The following is a 16,961-nucleotide window of genomic DNA, read 5'->3' as shown; positions in this document are numbered from 1 at the left end:
ACCGGGAAGCTGCTTCAGGGGAATTGTGGCATGCTCCCCGGGATGCCGCTTTCGTCCGGACATGCCGGGCCGGCGGCGCTGTCATGCGCCATAGGAACCGATCTTGCAAACCCCACCCGTCGCCCCGCCGGATTACCAGGCCCTGTTCGATGCCGCGCCCACGCCCTACCTGGTGGTCACGGCAACGCTGCATATCGCTGCCGTCAACCAGGCCTACCTGCAGGCGACCCGGACAGTGCGCGACGAGATCGTCGGCCGTTACCTGTTCGATGTCTTTCCGGACAATCCCGGCGATCCCGCCGCCAGCGGCGTGGCGAACCTGCAGGCCTCGCTGCGGCGGGTGCTGCAAAACGGCTGCGCCGACACGATGGCCGTGCAGAAATATGACATCCCGGTGGCGACGCCGGACGGCGTGCGTTTCGAGGAACGCTACTGGAGCCCCGTCAATACGCCCGTCTTCGATGCCGCCGGCGCGGTCAGCCACATCATCCACCGCGTGGAAGACGTGACCGCCTATGTGCGGGAAAGCGCCCGCAACGCCAGCATGGCCTCGACGATCGATGCCCAGGCGCTGGAGATCGGCCTGGCCAACCGGCGGCTGCGCGAGGCCAACGAGGAACTGGAACGGCGCGTGGCGGCGCGCACCGATGCGCAGCGGCAGACCGAGGAACGGCTGCGCGACAGCGAACTGCGCTTCCGCCTGATGGCCGATTCGATCCCGCAGATCGTCTGGATGGTCGACGGCGCCGGCCAGGGCATCTATTTCAACCGGCAGTGGCTGGCCTATACCGGCGTGCAGCCGGCGACCGCCGCGCCGGAACGCATTTCCGCGGAGTTCGTGCACCCGGACGACCATGCGGCCACCATGGAGGCCTGGCAGGATGCCATGCAGACGGGGCAGGGATTCCATGTCGAGCACAGGATCCGCTCCGCCGCCGGCGATTACCGCTGGTTCCTGGTGCGCGCCGAGCCTTACCGGGATCCCGGGTCGGGTGACGTGAGCCTGTGGTTCGGCACCTCCACCGATGTGCACGACCGGAAAATGGCCGAGGCGGCGCTGCGCAAAAGCGAGCAGCGCTACCGCTCGCTGTTCGATTCGATCGACGAAGGCTTTTGCATCATCCGGATTGTGTTCGACGAGCACGGCCAGCCTGTCGACTATGTCTTCTGCGATACCAATCCCAGCTCCCGGGAACAGACCGGCCTGGCCGACGCGGTCGGCAAGTCCATGCGCGAGCTGGCGCCGGACCACGAAGCCCACTGGTTCGACATCTATGGCCAGGTGGCCAGGACCGGCGTACCGCTGCGCTTCGAGAACCAGGCCAGGGCGCTCAACAGGTGGTTCGACGTGTTCGCCTTCAGGATCGAGGAAGACGACGACCCCAAGGTGGCGCTGCTGTTCAAGGACATTACCGGACAGAAGCGCATGACGGAAACGCTGCGCCGCAGCGAGTGCGCCGCGATCGAATCGGCCCGGCAGGCCGAAGCCGAGCGGCAGCGCCTGGACGCGCTGCTGCAGGCGGCGCCGGTGGGCATCGTGGTGAGCGATGCCAACGGGGCGATCCTGCTGGCCAACGCGGCCCACCGGCACCTGTGGGGAGAGCGGAATCCCGGCGCCGCGGGCGTCGAGCAGTTCGGCGCCTGGAAGGGCTGGTGGGCCGACCACTCCGGGCGCCATGGGCGGCCGCTGGCACCCCGCGAATGGACCACGGCCCGCATCCTGGATGGCGAGGAAAACCCGCGCGACCTGGTGGCCATCGAATCGTTCGACGTGCCGCCGGTCCGCCGCACGGTCCTGATCACGGGCGCGCCGGTCCGGGACAGCCAGGGCGCGATCGTCGGCGCGGTGGTGGCGCAGATGGACATCAGCGACCGCATCAAGGCCGAAGACGCGCTGCGGCAGGCGGACCGGCGCAAGGATGAATTCCTTGCCATGCTGGCCCACGAGCTGCGCAACCCGCTGGCGCCGATCGCGGCGGCGGCCGACCTGCTGGCGCTGGGCAAGGCCGACGAGGCGCGCAACCGCCTGACCAGCGGCATCATCGCGCGCCAGGTGCGGCACATGACCGGGCTGGTCGACGACCTGCTGGACGTATCGCGCGTGACGCGCGGCCTGGTGAAGCTGGACAAGAGCCGGCTCGACGCGAAGAAGGTCCTGGCGGACGCCGTCGAACAGGTGCGCCCGCTCATCGAGGCGCGCCGCCATGCGCTGACCGTGCGAGTGCCGCCGGAACCGGCGTTCGTCATGGGCGATGCCAAGCGGCTCGTGCAGGTGGTGTCCAACCTGCTCAACAACGCGGCGAAGTACACCCCGGAGGGCGGCGCCATCGCGCTCGGCATGACGGTGGACGGCGGCCGGATCGAGATCGCCGTGTCCGACAGCGGCATCGGCCTGACGCCGGAATTCCAGGCCCACGCGTTCGAGCTGTTCACGCAGGCGGCGCGCACCTCCGACCGCTCGCAAGGGGGACTGGGCATCGGCCTGGCGCTGGTGCGCAGCCTGGTGGAGCTGCATGGCGGGCGCATCGCCGTGCACAGCGACGGCATCGGCAAGGGCAGCCGTTTCGCCGTGCAACTGCCGCGCCTGGAAGAGGCCGCGCCCGGCGCCAATGCCGAGGCGCATCCGGCGGCGCCGCGCGGGGCGGGCAGGACGCTGAAGGTGATGGTGGTGGACGACAATGCCGATGCGGCGCAGATGCTGGGTGTCGTGGTCGAGGCCCTGGGACACCAGGCCATCGTGCTCCATCACGCGCACCGGGCCATCGAACGCTCCCGCGTCGAGCAGCCGGACATCTACCTGCTCGATATCGGCTTGCCCGACATGGATGGCTACCAACTGGCGCAACGGCTGCGCTCGCAGCCCGAGACGGCACGGGCCACCCTGATCGCCGTGACCGGCTATGGCCAGGAACAGGATCGGCTGGCGGCGCTGCGCGCCGGTTTCGACCAGCACTTCGCCAAGCCGATCGACAGCGCGAGGCTGGCGGCGGTGCTGGCGGAGTCGGCGACGGCCCCGTGAGGGGCATGCGCAGAAGGTGCGTACGGTGCACGCACTTTTAACTGCTTGACAATTTTTCGCTATACTATGGCGCCGCCCGCCGCGGCGGGCGCACGGTAATACGCGCGCATTGACGCTCATTCGCTAAAATCAGCGTACATCGGCGCATATCAGCGCATAACAGCAAACAAGCACGAAAGAATCCTATGCACGGTGAAAGCATTTCACAACGAATCCGCACGCTGGTCCGCTCGCTGCCGCGTACCGGCATCACGCTGAGCGAACTGGTCCACCGAGTCGGCAACGACGGCCTGCTGCTGCTGACCGCCCTGCTCACGCTGGTGTTCCTGATTCCCGTCTCGATTCCCGGGGTCAGCACGGTATTCGGCGGCGCGATCCTGCTGATCGGCCTGTCGCGCCTGTTCGGCCGCGACCTGTGGCTGCCCGCGCGCATGAAGGACAAGGTCATCGGCACCAAGAAACTGCGCCCGGTACTGCGCAAGGCGCTGCCGTGGCTGCAGAAGATCGAACGGGTCAGCCGCCCGAACCGGATCGGCTGGCTGGTGGCCGAGGGCACCGCGGACCGCATGAACAACGCCTCGATGATCCTGGGCGCCGTGCTGTTGATGATGCCGTTCGGGATGATCCCGTTCAGCAATACCTTGCCGGCCGTCGCGCTGCTGTTCTTCGCCATCGGCCTGCTGCAGCGCGACGGCGTGTGCGTGCTGCTGGGCTACCTGGCCAACCTGGCCACGATCGCCTATTTCGGCGTGCTCATCACCGGCGGCGGCCTGGCGGCGCGCGAAGCGTTCGATCGCCTGAGCGCCTGAGCGCCTGAGCGCCTGAAAGCCTGATCGACCGTCTCCGTCGCGGGTGCCTGCCCGCCACGGAGACGCCTGGCCTTTGCGCCCGCCGCGGCCATGCCTCCCGGGAGGGGTGCGCCGCGCGCCGGCCGGGGATACTGCCCGGGCGGCTGCAACGGAAGCCACCTCCCGCCAGGGCGGGCAGGGCGCCTTAAGGATTTCCTCATCTTGCCTTAACTAAATATTAGCGGTCTCTTCGCTAACGTTGCCGCTGCGCGAACTGCGTGGCCACCGGGTCCGCGCGTTCGCTGCACCATGCACCTTCAACGAACGGGATCATCATGAAAAAGACACTGGTAATGCTGGCGGCCGCACTGGCTGCCATGGGCGGCGCGCACGCGGCGGACAAGGCCGCGGCGCACTGGGAATACACGGGCAAGGCCGGTACCGCCCATTGGGGCGAACTGGAGCAGGATTTCTCCGCCTGCAAGCTGGGCAAGGCCCAGTCGCCGATCGACATCCGCCATGAAAAGGCCGGTGCGCCGGCACCGATCGGTTTCGACTACGCCGCCAGCGCGGCCGATATCGTCAACACCGGCCACACCGTGCAGGTCAACCTGGCGCAGGGCGGCGCGGTGCACCTGGCCAGCGGCGACTACCAGCTGGTGCAGGTCCACTTCCATACCCCGAGCGAGGAAAAGATCCACGGCAAGCGCTATCCGCTGGTGGCCCATATGGTGCACCGGAATGCTGCCGGCGAACTGGCGGTGGTGGCCGTGCTGTTCAGGCAGGGCAGGGAAAATGCCGCGCTCAAGCCGGTGTTCGCCGAGCTGCCCGCGCATGCGGGGGACAGGCACCCCATCGACGGCGCGTTCGACGCGGCCGCGCTGTTGCCGGCGCAGCATGCCTACTATGCCTACATGGGATCGCTGACGACGCCGCCATGCAGCGAAGGGGTGCACTGGCAGGTGCTGAAGCAGCCGGTGGAAGTGTCGAAGGCGCAGCTGGCCGCATTCCGCAAGCTGTACCGGATGAACGCGCGCCCCGTGCAGCCACTGAACGGCCGCACGGTCGAACTGACCGGCTGAGCACGGCGACACCGGATGGCCAGGGTGCCCGATGCCGCAAGCCGACGGCACCCGAAGCCGCAGACCGGGGGCGCCTGACCGGCACTGGCGGCAAGCGCCGGCGTCCGACCGGAAATATTGTCAAAGAGAATGTACCCCTGCCTTGTAGTTTTGCTTACACTATAGGCTTGTGAGCATGGAGGCGGGGATGGCGGTCGGGAGCGCGTGGCGCAGGAAGCTGTTGGTGAATGTGCTGGGCATCGGCGCCGGGCTGGCCGCCGTGTCCGCGTATGCCCTGCAGGCCGGCGCGCCGCCGGCCATCACGCTGTGCTACGAACGGGCCAACGTGCAGCCGTGGCGCACCGAGGATGGCCGCGGCCTGAACTTCGAGCTGCTCAAGCTGGTGGGCCAGCGAGAAGGGATCCGCTTCGATTTCCAGAGCATGCCGTGGAAGCGCTGCCTGGCCCAGCTGAAGGCCAACGCGGTCGATGGCGCATTCGCCGTCAGCTTCAAGACCGACCGCCGCGAGGTCGGCGAATATCCCGGCGGTGCCACGCCGGACGTGGCCAAGCGCATGCACATCGACCGCTACATCCTGATCCGCCGCAAGGGCAGCAGCGTGGAATGGGATGGCAAGGCGCTGCACAACGTGGATGGCGCCATCGGCGCCCAGCTGGGCTATTCCGTCACCGACCTGCTGCGCAGCCTGAACGTCACCGTCGACGAAGGCAGCCAGCGTTCCGATGAGCTGGTGCGCAAGCTGCTGGCCGGGCGGCTGGCCGCTGCGGCCGTGGGCGGCAGCGATGCGCGCACGCTGCTGACCGGGCCGTATGGCCCGCAGATCGAGGCGCTGCCGCTGCCACTGGTCGAGAAACCGTATTTCCTGCTGCTGTCGCACCGGCTGGTCGAACGCCAGCCGCAGCTGGCGCGGCGCATCTGGGACGCCGTGGAAGCCGTGCGCAACGGCGAGCAATACCGCAAGCTCGAGAAATCCGCAGTGCCGGCGGCCGGCAAGGACAAGCAGCCTTGATACGACCCGCGTCGAGCGCCTTGCGCAAGCTGCGCGACACCTGGCGGCGCGACATCGTGCTGCGCCTGGCCGTGTCGATCTTCCTGGCGGTGGCGCTGTCCACGGCCGCCTACACCACCTATGCCGTGCGCACGCTGCATGCCGAGGCCGAGCTGCAATTGCAGGAGCGCTCCGAGCGGCTAGTGACGGTGCTGTCGCAGGCGCTGGCGCGGCCGCTGTTCGATATCAACGGCGCGGCCATCACCAGCGTGGTCGATGCCATGCGCGCCACCCCGGAAGTGCTGACGCTGCGCGTGCTGGCGCCGAACGGCGCGGAGCTGGCCAGCTTCGGCACCGGCAAGTTCGATGCCGCCAGCGCGATCACCGTGCACCGCGACATCAGCTTCCAGGACGGCGCCCGCAACTACATGGTGGGGGCGATCGACCTGACGTATTCGCGGCGCGAAACCGACCAGGCCCTGCAGCGGCAACTGCTGAACGCGCTGATGGTCAACCTGCTGCTGGCGCTGACGATCGTGGGCTCCGTGTTCGTGGTGGCGCGCAAGACCGTGCGGCCGTTCGGCGATATCCAGAAGTCGCTGGAAAAGCTCGCCCAGGGCAAGACCGACATCCAGCTCTCCGGCATCGGCCGCGCCGACCAGGTGGGCCGCCTGTCGATCGCCGTGCGCAGCTTCCGCGACACGCTGACCCGGCTGCGCTACGCCGAGAGCGAACTGCGCGAGCTCAATGGCGACCTGGAACAGAAGATCGACACGCGCACCCAGGAACTGAAGCGCACCATCGCCGCCGCCCGCGACAGTGAACGGAAATTGCGCGCGATCGTCGACACGGCGCTCGATGCCGTCGTCAACATGGACCGCAACGGCCGCGTGGTGGGCTGGAACCGCCAGGCCGAAGTCATCTTCGGCTACGCGCGCGACGAAGCGCTGGGCCAGCAGCTCGACACGCTGATCATCCCGCCGCGCTACCGGGGCGAACACCGCAAGGGCATGGCGCGCTACCTGGACGGCGAAAGTCCCGGCGTGGTGCTGGACCGGCGCATCGAAGTCGAGGCGCTGCGCGCCGACGGCAGCGAGTTTCCCATCGAGCTGTCGATCACGCGGATCGACCTCGATGCCGACCAGTTCGAGTTCTGCGGCTTCCTGCGCGACATTTCCGAGCGCAGGGAACGCGAACAGAAGCTGGTGGCCGCCAACGTGCGGGCGGAAGCGGCCAACATCGCCAAGTCGGAATTCCTGGCCAACATGAGCCACGAGATCCGCACGCCGATGAGCGCCATCATCGGCATGGCCTACCTGGCCCTGCGCACCGACCTGAACACCAAGCAGCACGATTACGTGAGCAAGATCCACCGCGCCGCGCTGGCGCTGCTGGGCATCATCAACGATATCCTGGACTTTTCCAAGATCGAGGCGGGCCGCCTGGAAGTGGAGCAGATCCCGTTCTTCCTGGATGAAGTGCTGGCCAACGTGGCCAGCGTGACCAGCCAGCGGGCGGCGGAAAAGCAGCTGGAATACCTGTTCAACGTGCCGCCGGCGATCCCGCGCCACCTGGTGGGCGACCCGCTGCGGCTGGGGCAGGTGCTGATCAACCTCGTCAACAACGCCGTCAAGTTCACGCCGCAGGGCGAGCTGGAACTGTCCTGCACGCAGCTCCCGGCGCCCGCGCCGGGGCCGGATCATAACCGGGTGGCGCTGCGTTTCTCCGTGCGCGACACGGGCATCGGCATGCCGGAAGAGCAGATGGGAAAACTGTTCCGCGCCTTCAACCAGGCCGACGGTTCCACCTCGCGCCAGTTCGGCGGCACCGGGCTGGGACTGTCGATCTCCCAGCAGCTGGTGCGCCTGATGGGCGGCACGATCCGCGTGGCCAGCGAGCAGGGGCGCGGCTCGGTATTCTCGTTCGAGCTGGAATTCGGCCTGTCCGGCCAGCCGGAGCGCGCGCCCGTGGTGCCGGCCGCGCTGAACAATGCGCGCGTGCTGCTGGTGGACGACAGCCCGGTGGCGCTCGAGGTGCTGGGCGAGGCGGCGCGCGCGCTGCCGCTGCGCGTGCAGACGGCGACTTCCGGCGCCGAGGCGCTGGCCGGCGTGCTGGAGGCCGACGCCGCCGCCGATCCTTACGCGCTGGTGCTGACCGACTGGCAGATGCCCGGCATGGATGGCATCGAGCTGGCGCGCCGGGTGGCCGCCGCGCCACTGGAACAACGGCCGGGCATGGTGCTGCTGACGGCGTTCGGCCGCGAGGAAGTGCAGCGCGAGGCGGAAGACGCGGGCTTCATCGGCTACCTGTTCAAGCCGATCGGGCAATCGGTGCTGGTCGATACGCTGGTGTCGCTGTTCGCGCCGCCGCGCCGGCGCGGCCTGCCGATCGATGCCGGCCGGCCCGGCATGACGGGCCGCGTGCTGCTGGTGGAGGACAATCCCGTCAACCAGCAGATCGCCGCCGAGCTGATGGCGATCCAGGGCATCGCGGTGGAATTTGCCGGCAACGGCCGCGAGGCGCTGGACCGGCTGGCGCAGGTGGGCCCCGGCCACTACGACCTGATGCTGATGGACCTGGAGATGCCGCTGCTCGATGGCCACCAGACCACGCTGGAGCTGCGCCGCGACCGCCGCTTCGACGGCTTGCCCGTGATCGCGATGACGGCCCATGCGCTGGCCGACGTGCGCGAGCGCTGCCTGGCCGAGGGCATGCAGGATTACGTGACCAAGCCGATCGATCCGGACCTGCTGTATGCCACGCTGGCGCGCTGGCTGGGCCGGGCCATGCCGCCGGTGGCGCCGCGGCCGCCGCGCGCGCCGGGGCAGGACGGCCTGCCGCTGCTGCCGGGGATCGATACGGCGCGCGGCCTGCGCCACGTGGCCGGCAACGAGGCGCTGTACCTGCAATTGTTGGACCGCTTCCGCCATTCGCAGCGCGAGGCCGCCGGCGACGTGGCGACCAGCCTGCTGCGCTGCGAGCGCGACAGCGCCCGCCAGCGTGCCCACACGCTGCGCGGCGTGGCCGGCAACGTGGGTGCAAATGCCGTGGAGGCGGCGGCGCGCGCCATCGAGGAATTGCTCGACCGGGACGAGGCGCCGGCCGCCCCGCTGGTCGAGGAACTGACCACGGCGCTGCGCACCGCCGTCGACGGACTCGATGCCCATTTCGCCGCCGCGCCCGATGCCGGCGAGGCGAGCGGAGCGCAAGACCGGGCCGGCCTCGAGGATGGGGCGGCAACGAAAGACACGAACAACGCGGAAGATGGGGAAGCGACGGCATCCCCGGCCGGCGCCGGCGGCGCGGCCCTGGCCCATCTGCGCGAACTGCTGGGCGCCTACAGCGGCGACAGCAACGAGTACTTTGCCGGCGCGCGCACCGCGCTGGCCGCGGTGCTGCCGCCCGCGGCGCTGGAGCGCGTCGCCGCGCACATCGCCGGTTACGAATTCGACGCGGCGCGCGAGGTGCTCGATGCCGCTGCCGGGGAGACACCATGAATGCCGACCGTCCCACTATCCTCATCGTCGACGATACGCCGGACAACATCATGCTGCTGACGGCGCTGCTGAAGGACCGGTACCGGACCAAGGTGGCCACCAACGGCGCCACGGCCCTGCAGATCCTGGCGGCCGGCGGGGTCGACCTGGTGCTGCTGGATGTGATGATGCCGGACATGGATGGCCATGAAGCGTGCCGGCGCATCGTGCGGGACCCGCGCAGCGCCGATGTGCCGGTGATCCTGCTGACGGCGAAGAGCCAGCCGGAAGACGAGGCGCGCGGCCTGGCGGCGGGGGCGGTCGACTACATCACCCGGCCGGTCAGCCCGCCTATCCTGTTCGCGCGCGTCGCCACCCACCTGGCGCTGCGCGCGGCGCGCCGCGAACTGGCCAGCCGCAACGCGGAACTCGAGGCCCTGCTGGCCCGGCGCCCCGGGAGTGCCGACGGAAATGCAAGCGGGTAACTTGAGATTCCATAAGAAATGAAGGGGCAGGTGCTCTTTCCCTGAAAATAGTATATATTATTTATATAGTTCAACTTTTCCAGGAGCATCCATGAATGCCAAAACCGACGTGATCAAGACTTCCGCCGATACCGCCACCAAGCCCGCCGCGCCCGCGGCCGCCGACAAGCCGGCCACCCGGCCGGCGGCGCGCAAGAGCGCCGGCAAGGAAGGCGCCGTGAAGGAAGCAGCCGTCATCGAGTCGCAGCCTGCCGCGCCAGCCAGGGCGAAAGCGCCGAAAGCCGCACCAAAGGCGGACGCGGCGGTGACTGCCAAGCCGAAAGCCGCCAAGCCGGCCGCCACGCCGGATGCCAAGCCGGCCGCCAAGCCGGTAGCCAAGGCGGAAGCGGAAGTGCCCGCCAAGCCCGCCGCCAAGCCGGCCAAGGCCAAGGCTGCGCCAGCCCAGGCACCGGTGAAGGCTGCGAAGGCGGCACCGGCGGCGGCCGAAGCGAAACCGGCCAAGGCCACCAAGGCGGCCGCCAAGCCGGCCAAGGCAGCGAAGGCCGTGGCAAAGCCGGCCGAGAAGGCCGTGGCGCCGCGCAAGGAACGCCTGGTGCGCGACAGCTTCACGATGCCGGAAGCGGAATACGCGGTGCTCGGCGACGTGAAGAAGGCGTGCCTGAAAGCCGGCTTCGAGATCAAGAAAAGCGAACTGCTGCGCATCGGCGTGGCGCTGATCAGCCAGATCGACATGGCCACGCTGCAGAGCGTGCTCGCCTCGCTGCCGCAACTGAAGACGGGCCGCCCGAAGAAGGACTGAGGACCGGGGAAACCCGGCCGCGCCGGCCGTGCGCCGCGCACCGGCTTCCAGCCTGGAAGCTGATGCGCCGGCGCCACGGTCACCGAACCGACACGCCGCTGTCATGTTGTTGAAGTAATCCATCGCTACGCTGTGCTTCGTCTCCACTTCACCGAGAGGACGAAGCATGCAGCAGACGACCATCGCCACCGGCACGCGCGCCCCGCGCCCCCGCCTCATCACGAGCATCGCCGCCAGCCCCGAGGAATTGCGCGAAGCGCAGCGCCTGCGCTACCGCGTCTTCATCGAAGGCATGGACCTGGCGGCGCTGGCGCGGCCGGACGGCCTCGATTGCGACGAGTTCGACGAACACTGCGACCACCTGCTGGTGCGCGACGCCATCACGCAGGAAGTGGTGGGCACCTATCGCGTGCTGGCGCCGGCCGGCGCGCGCCGGCTGGGCCGGCTTTATTCCGAGGGCGAGTTCGACATGGGCCGCCTGAACCCGCTGCGCAGCCGCATCATCGAAGCCGGACGCGCCTGCATCCACCCCAGCTATCGCGGCGGCAGCGTCATCATGCTGCTGTGGGCGGCGCTGGCCGAGTACATGCACCGGCATGGCTGCGACTACCTGGCCGGCTGCGCCAGCATCAGCCTGGCCGACGGCGGCCATAACGCCGTCGCCGTGTTCCGCGAATTGCGCGAAACGCGCATGGGTCCCGCCGAATACCGCGTCACGCCGCACCTGCCATTCCCGCACAGCCGGATCGAACCCGCCGCCAGCGCGATCCTGCCGCCGCTGCTGAAAGGCTACATGCGTTCGGGCGCCTGGGTGTGCGGCGATCCGGCCTGGGACCCCGACTTCGACAGCGCCGACCTGTTCCTGCTGATGCCGCTGGCGAACCTGGACTCTCGGTATGCGAAGCACTACGGCGTGGATGGGACGGTGGAGATGGCGATCGCGGCGTGATGCTGGCGAGGCTTGATGTTGAGGTTGGCGGTGTTTTGATGCAGCTTGTATAAGCCACCCCAAGTGCAAGTGCCGGGGTCAGGGGGGAATACTGGCTCGCAGGCCAGTACCGCTACGTCGGCAAGGAGCGATGCTCCTTGAAACCCCGACTACGCCCCGGCGGGGTGAAGCAGGGGTTTCGCGAAGCATGCTTCGCGCCTGCGAAACGGCCCTGGCATGCATGCCAGGGCTTCTTCCTGACCCCGGCCCTTCGCCGTTGGGGTGAATGCATGCGCTTTCAATATGCGGTGTTCCGCCCCCGCGACCTCCAGCGTTACTTCACGACCCCGCCCAGCCCCGTATCCGCATGATGCCGCTTGTGCGGCGCGCTGCCGGAGATGCGCAGGGCAAAGGTGCGCAGCAGCACGTAGAACAGCGGCGTGAGGAACAGGCCGAAGAAGGTCACCCCCAGCATGCCGGCGAACACGGCGACGCCCATGGCGTGCCGCATCTCGGCGCCGGCGCCGCTGGAAAACACCAGCGGCAGCACGCCCATGATGAAGGCGATCGACGTCATCAGGATCGGCCGCAGCCGCAGCCGGCAGGCTTCCAGCGCGGCCTGCACCACGCTGCGGCCATGGTCTTCCAGTTCGCGGGCGAATTCCACGATCAGGATCGCGTTCTTCGACGCCAGCCCGACCAGCACGAACAGGGCGATCTGCGTGAACACATTGTTGTCGCCGCCGGTGAGCTTCACGCCGACCAGCGCGCACAGGATCGACATGGGCACGATCAGGATCACGGCCAGCGGCAGGGTCCAGCTTTCATACTGCGCGGCCAGCACGAGGAAGACCAGCAGCACGCACAGCGGGAAGACGAACACCATCGTGTTCCCGGACAGGATTTCCTGGTACGTCAGTTCGGTCCATTCATACGTGATCCCCTTGGGCAGCGTGTCGCGCGCCAGGGCCGTCATCGCTTCCTGGGCCTGGCCGGACGATACGCCCGGCGCCGGACCGCCGCTGATGTCGGCCGCCAGGTAGGCGTTGTAGCGGTTCACCATGTCCGGCCCGTACGTGTCGCTGAGGCGCATCAGCGACGACAGGGGAATCATCTCGCCCTTGTCGCTGCGCACCTTCAGCTGGGCGATCTGCTCGCGCTGCGAACGGAAAGGCGCATCGGCCTGCACCACCACCTGGTAGGTGCGGCCGAACTGGTTGAAGTCGTTCACGTACAGCGAGCCGAGGTTGATCTGCAAGGCCTGGTACACGGACTGCAGCGGCACGCCGAGCTGCTTGGCGCGCGTGCGGTCGACATCGGCGAACAGTTGCGGCACGTTGATCTGGTAGCTGGAAAACACGCCGGCCAGCTGCGGATTCTGCCACGCCTTGGCCTGCAGCGCCTGCACCGCGCCGTACAGCGCGTCGTAGCCGAGATTGCCGCGGTCCTCGACCATCATCTTGAAGCCGCCGATCGAGCCCAGGCCGTTCACGGGCGGCGGCGGGAATACCATGATGAAGGCATCCTCGATGGCCCCCAGCCGCTTGTTGACCTCGGCCGCGATGGCGTCGCCCGACAGGTCGCCCGACGTCCTCTGGTCGAACGGTTTCAGGCCGATGAACACGATGCCGGTGTTCGGCGCGTTGATGAAGCCGTTGATCGACAGGCCGGGAAAGGCCACCGAGTCCATCACGCCCGGCACATCCTTGGCGATGGCCGACATGCGGCGGATCACCGCGTCGGTGCGGTCCAGCGTGGCCGCGTCGGGCAATTGCGCGAAGCCGACCAGGTACTGCTTGTCCTGCTGCGGCACGAAGCCGGCCGGCACCGCGCGGAACACGAACACGGCGGCCACGGTCAGGACCAGGTAGACGCCGATGCCCAGGCTCTTGCGCGCCATCACGCCCTGCACGCCGCGGCCGTAGGAGGCGGAGGCGCGGCCGAAGAAGCGGTTGAACCAGCCGAAGAACGGCCCCAGTACCTTGTCCATGGCGCGCGTCAGGCGATCCTTCGGCGCATCGTGGGCGCGCAGCAGGGCCGCCGACAAGGCCGGCGCCAGCGTCAGCGAACACAGTGCCGAGATCACGGTGGAGATCGCGATGGTCAGCGCGAACTGGCGGTAGAACTGGCCGGTCAGCCCCGCCACGAAGGCGATCGGCACGAACACCGCGCACAGCACCAGCGCGATCGCGATGATCGGGCCCGACACTTCCTTCATCGCCTGGATCGTCGCATCGTGCGGTGTCAGCCCGGCGGCGATGTTGCGCTCGACGTTCTCCACCACCACGATGGCGTCGTCGACCACGATGCCGATGGCCAGCACGAGGCCGAACAGCGACAGCGTGTTGATCGAAAAGCCGAACATCAGCATCACGGCGAAGGTGCCCACGATCGACACCGGCACCGCCAGCAGCGGGATGATCGAAGCGCGCCACGTCTGCAGGAACACGATCACCACCAGCACCACCAGCGCCACCGCTTCGAGCAGCGTATGGATGACGGCGCGGATCGACTCGCGCACGAACTGCGTGGGATCGTAGACGACCTGCCATTCCACGTCCTCCGGGAAGTCCGCCTCCAGCCGTTTCAGCGTGGCGCGCACGTCCTCGGAAAGCTGCAGCGCATTCGCGCCGGGCGCCTCGAAGATGCCGATCGCGGCCGCCGACTTGTTGTTCAGCAGCGAGCGCAGCGAATACGAGTTCGAGCCCAGTTCGATGCGGGCCACGTCGCGCAGCAGCGTGACGGCGCCGTCCTCGCCGGTGCGCACGATGATGGCGCCGAATTCGTCGACCGTCTTCAGGCGCCCGGTGGTGTTGACGGTGAGCTGGAACTGCGAACCCTTGGTGGGCGAGGCGCCCACCACGCCGGCCGCCACCTGCACGTTCTGCTCGCGGATCGCGTCCGTCACGTCGGCCGCGGTCATGCTCCGCGCGGCCAGCTTCTGCGGGTCGATCCATACGCGCATCGCGTAGTCGCCGGCGCCGAACAGGATCACTTCGCCCATGCCGGGAATGCGCGACAGCTGGTCCTTCACGTTCAGCACCACGTAGTTGCGCAGGTAGACGTCGTCATAGCGGCCCTTCGGCGACACCAGGTGGGCCACCAGCGTCAGGTTGGGCGACGACTTGGCCGTCGTCACGCCGATCTGCCGCACTTCCTCGGGCAGGCGGGGCAGGGCGCGCTGCACGCGGTTCTGCACCTGGGTTTCGGCCTGCTCGACATTGGTGCCCACCTTGAATGTGACGGTCAGCGCCAGCGCGCCATCGGAAGTGCCCTTTGAATCCATGTACAGCATGTGCTCGACGCCGTTGATCTGCTCTTCCAGCGGCGCGGCCACCGTTTCGGCGATCACCTTCGGGTTCGCGCCGGGATACTGGGCGCGCACCACGACGGACGGCGGCACCACTTCCGGGTACTCGGAAATGGGCAGCGAGACGATGGACATGAGGCCGGCCACGAAGATCAGGATCGACAGCACGGCCGCGAAGATCGGCTTGTCGACGAAGAAGCGGGGAAAGTTCATGGTCAGCTCGCTTTCGCCTGTGCCGCCGTGTCGCTGCCCGCGCGCGCCGGCGCATCGGGATCGGTATCCATCGGTACCAGCTTGGCCTGCACCGGCGCGCCGGGCCGCACGCGCTGCAGGCCGCCCACCACGATCTGCTCGCCGGGCGCCAGGCCCTTGCGCACCACGCGCAAACCGTCCGCCGCGGGGCCCAGGACCACCGGCCGGTACTCGGCCTTGCCGTTCTTCACGACGTAGACGAATTTGCGGTCCTGGTCCGTGTTCACGGCGCGGTCGTGGATCAGCAGCGCCCGCGCGGCGCCGCCGCCCTCGCCGTGATTGCCGCCGGCGATCTGCACGCGCGCGAACAGCCCGGGCACCAGCGTGCCGTCCTCGTTGGCGAAGGTGGCGCGCATGCGCACGCTGCCGGTGGCCGGATCGAGGCGGTTGTCGACGAATTCCAGCTTCCCTTCGTGCGGAAAGCCGGTTTCATTGGCCAGGCCGATCCGCACGGCCACCGGCGCCTGCCGGCCCTGCCCGGTCCGCGAACGCACGCGCAGGTAGGTATCCTCGTCGCCGTCGAAGCTGGCGTAGATGCGGTCGGTGGAGACGACGGAGGTGAGCACGGCGCTCTGGTCGACCAGGTTGCCGACGGTGATCTCGGCCTTGCTGACCCGGCCGTCGATCGGCGCCGTCACGCGCGTGTAGGCCACGTTCAGGCGTGCCGTCTCGACCTCGGCCCGCGCCGAGCGGGCGGCCGCCTCCAGGTCCTTTTGCGAGGCGGCGCGCTCGTCGAATTCGCGGGCCGCGATGGCGCGGTCGGCCAGCAGCCGTTCGGCACGCGCCAGTTCCACCTTGGCCAGTTCGGCGCGGGCGCGGGCTGAGCTGGCGTTGGCCTCGGCCCGCCCGAGTTCGGCCTGGTAGGGCCGCGCGTCAATGGTAAACAGCGCCTGGCCTTTCTTCACCATGGTGCCGGGCGTGAATTGCACGGCGGTGATGTAGCCGGGCACGCGCGGGCGGATCTCGACCCGTTCGACCGCTTCGAGCCGGCCGGAAAATTCCTGTGTCTCGACGATGTCCCGTTCCACCACGACGGCGGCCGAAACCGGCGACGGCGGCGGGGCGGCGGCAGCGGCGGGCTGGCCGCCGGCCCGGTCGCAACCGATGAGCAGCAGGGGGATGGACAGGGTCAAAACCAGCGCGGCGGCCGCGCACTGTGGACGATGGAAACGCAGGCGTAACGGCTCGGTCATCGCTTTCCTCCAGAGGTGGCAGGCATGCCATGCACCAGTCTAGGGCGGACAGCAGAGGGCGGCTTCTCCCGAAGGTGAGAAGTCGGGCATGCAATGTATTCAGGAAGGGGGACGGGAAGCAGGGCCGGAGAAGCAAGCCGGAGAATCGAGCCAGTGAGTCGAGCCAGAGAACGGGATACGGCGGGGAGTTACTGCGGAAGGAAGAAGAAGGGCGCCGGGAAAGCGATGCCGGCGCCAGGCATTGCACCGTCAGTGCACGGACGCATTGGTGAGTTCTTTGAGTTCCCTGATGCTCAGTTCGGATTTCTCGTGCATGCGCAACAGGATCGTGGCACCAACGGCCAGCTTGCGATGCCGGATCTTGCTGATGATCGGCGGCTGCACCTCGAGCACCCGGCACAACTCGGCGTCGTTCTTGAGGTTCATCCGTTCGATCAGCGTATCCAGCAACTTGTTCGGCACGAAGCTGGAAGGTTCCAGCGCCCGCGCCCGGTTCATTGCTTCGATGAGTTCCATTTTCTTTTGCCTTACGCTCATTTGCTCCTCCCTCAGTATGAATTGCGTGAAAAGGCGTGGCGGCTTGTTGGAGGTCTAAATATATTAATAACCAAGCAAGTTATCTAAATCATACTACGGTTGCG

The 16,961-nt window shown here is 68.0% G+C and carries 11 protein-coding genes; 8 read left to right on the top strand and 3 right to left on the bottom strand.

Going from position 1 to position 16,961, the window contains the following annotated elements; genetic code table 11:
- Positions 1-103 precede the first annotated feature (103 nt).
- From EYF70_RS18065 to EYF70_RS18030, 8 genes are all read left to right on the top strand, one after another.
- Positions 104-3,019 carry a PAS domain-containing hybrid sensor histidine kinase/response regulator gene (locus EYF70_RS18065; RefSeq protein WP_131146646.1) on the top strand — a complete coding sequence of 972 codons (2,916 nt, stop codon included), beginning with the start codon at positions 104-106 and terminating at the stop codon, positions 3,017-3,019.
- 185 nt (positions 3,020-3,204) lie between these two features.
- Positions 3,205-3,828, top strand: coding sequence for an exopolysaccharide biosynthesis protein (locus tag EYF70_RS18060; RefSeq protein WP_131146645.1), 624 nt, complete (start codon positions 3,205-3,207; stop codon positions 3,826-3,828).
- 314 nt (positions 3,829-4,142) lie between these two features.
- Complete coding sequence (locus EYF70_RS18055) at positions 4,143-4,889, top strand: carbonic anhydrase (protein WP_131146644.1); 747 nt, start codon at positions 4,143-4,145, stop codon at positions 4,887-4,889.
- Between the two features lie 187 nt (positions 4,890-5,076).
- Entirely contained in the window at positions 5,077-5,898 is an 822-nt protein-coding gene (locus EYF70_RS18050) for a transporter substrate-binding domain-containing protein (protein ID WP_131146643.1), read from the top strand.
- Complete coding sequence (locus tag EYF70_RS18045) at positions 5,895-9,374, top strand: response regulator (RefSeq protein ID WP_131146642.1); 3,480 nt, start codon at positions 5,895-5,897, stop codon at positions 9,372-9,374. Before EYF70_RS18050 ends, EYF70_RS18045 begins: the two co-directional genes overlap by 4 nt.
- Positions 9,371-9,838: a response regulator gene (locus EYF70_RS18040; protein ID WP_131146641.1), complete on the top strand. Its 468-nt coding sequence runs from the start codon at positions 9,371-9,373 to the stop codon at positions 9,836-9,838. Before EYF70_RS18045 ends, EYF70_RS18040 begins: the two co-directional genes overlap by 4 nt.
- Positions 9,839-9,929: 91 nt before the next feature.
- Entirely contained in the window at positions 9,930-10,637 is a 708-nt protein-coding gene (locus EYF70_RS18035; protein ID WP_229420441.1) for a hypothetical protein, read from the top strand.
- A 166-nt stretch (positions 10,638-10,803) separates the two neighbouring features.
- Positions 10,804-11,586: a GNAT family N-acetyltransferase gene (locus EYF70_RS18030; protein WP_131146640.1), complete on the top strand. Its 783-nt coding sequence runs from the start codon at positions 10,804-10,806 to the stop codon at positions 11,584-11,586.
- Between the two features lie 313 nt (positions 11,587-11,899).
- Here the strand turns inward: EYF70_RS18030 and EYF70_RS18025 are convergent, their stop codons facing one another.
- From EYF70_RS18025 to EYF70_RS18015, 3 genes are all read right to left on the bottom strand, one after another.
- Positions 11,900-15,088 (bottom strand): efflux RND transporter permease subunit, encoded by a 3,189-nt coding sequence (locus EYF70_RS18025; RefSeq protein ID WP_131146639.1) that lies wholly within the window; start codon positions 15,086-15,088, stop codon positions 11,900-11,902.
- Positions 15,089-15,090: 2 nt separating this feature from the next.
- Complete coding sequence (locus EYF70_RS18020; RefSeq protein WP_131146638.1) at positions 15,091-16,320, bottom strand: efflux RND transporter periplasmic adaptor subunit; 1,230 nt, start codon at positions 16,318-16,320, stop codon at positions 15,091-15,093.
- 249 nt (positions 16,321-16,569) lie between these two features.
- Positions 16,570-16,857, bottom strand: a complete 288-nt coding sequence (locus EYF70_RS18015; RefSeq protein WP_131146637.1) for a hypothetical protein — start codon at positions 16,855-16,857, stop codon at positions 16,570-16,572.
- Between the last annotated feature and the right edge of the window lie 104 nt (positions 16,858-16,961).

The organism is Pseudoduganella albidiflava (assembly GCF_004322755.1).
Classification (GTDB): Bacteria; Pseudomonadota; Gammaproteobacteria; order Burkholderiales; family Burkholderiaceae_D; genus Rugamonas; species Rugamonas albidiflava.
The sequence above is the reverse complement of the archived record's forward strand: the minus strand, read 5'-3'. Positions and strand labels throughout refer to the sequence as shown.

Coding starts and splice junctions, on each gene's coding strand:
- EYF70_RS18060 (WP_131146645.1), top strand. CDS start 3,205: ATGCACGGTGAAAGCATTTCACAACGAATCCGCACGCTGGTCCGCTCG.
- EYF70_RS18020 (WP_131146638.1), bottom strand. CDS start 16,320: ATGACCGAGCCGTTACGCCTGCGTTTCCATCGTCCACAGTGCGCGGCC.
- EYF70_RS18015 (WP_131146637.1), bottom strand. CDS start 16,857: ATGAGCGTAAGGCAAAAGAAAATGGAACTCATCGAAGCAATGAACCGG.
- EYF70_RS18035 (WP_229420441.1), top strand. CDS start 9,930: ATGAATGCCAAAACCGACGTGATCAAGACTTCCGCCGATACCGCCACC.
- EYF70_RS18055 (WP_131146644.1), top strand. CDS start 4,143: ATGAAAAAGACACTGGTAATGCTGGCGGCCGCACTGGCTGCCATGGGC.
- EYF70_RS18030 (WP_131146640.1), top strand. CDS start 10,804: ATGCAGCAGACGACCATCGCCACCGGCACGCGCGCCCCGCGCCCCCGC.
- EYF70_RS18040 (WP_131146641.1), top strand. CDS start 9,371: ATGAATGCCGACCGTCCCACTATCCTCATCGTCGACGATACGCCGGAC.
- EYF70_RS18025 (WP_131146639.1), bottom strand. CDS start 15,088: ATGAACTTTCCCCGCTTCTTCGTCGACAAGCCGATCTTCGCGGCCGTG.
- EYF70_RS18050 (WP_131146643.1), top strand. CDS start 5,077: ATGGCGGTCGGGAGCGCGTGGCGCAGGAAGCTGTTGGTGAATGTGCTG.